The sequence below is a fragment of the Vibrio sp. 1401 genome (assembly GCF_033340295.1).
The window spans coordinates 1-519 of sequence record NZ_JAWOWF010000830.1 but is presented as its reverse complement, the minus strand read 5'-3'; the positions used below and the strand labels follow the sequence as shown (position 1 = coordinate 519).

The following is a 519-nucleotide window of genomic DNA, read 5'->3' as shown; positions in this document are numbered from 1 at the left end:
GCAAGCCAGAAGTCTGGCTTCAATATGCTTAAACCAGCCTCACAACCCAAAAACGTAGCTGCTGGTGATACTGCACTGTTTACAGTACCTGCGAGTGAGTATTTTGAGTATCTGGGTGAAACAGAAAGTGACGAACAGTACTCGCTTCGACACACTCACGCAATTGAATCTCTTCAACAGAATGTTTATCTATGTAGCGGAGAGGCGAGTTGTCGAACCTTTTCTGTGGGTAAATGTTTTAAGTTCAAAAAACACGAAGATAAATCGCGAGTAGGAAAAGAATATGTCTTGGCCTCTGTGACGATTTTTGCTTCTGTGTTTAATCAAACTGGTCTGGGTGGCACCGCTTCTCAAGGTGTTCGTGTTGCGTTTACTTGTGTGGACTCTAAAACCATTTTAAGGCCGGCGGTTACTTACCCTAAACCGCAAATTAAAGGTCTTCAAACAGCCATTGTGACTGGTAATAAAGACGGTGAGGTATACGTTGATAAACATGGCAGAATAAAAGTACAGTTCCAT

The 519-nt window shown here is 42.6% G+C and carries 1 protein-coding gene; it reads left to right on the top strand.

All coding sequences use genetic code 11. From position 1 onward, the window contains the following. On the top strand, positions 1-519 hold a 519-nt coding region (locus R7Z77_RS28405), incomplete at both ends, for a contractile injection system protein, VgrG/Pvc8 family (protein ID WP_318137443.1).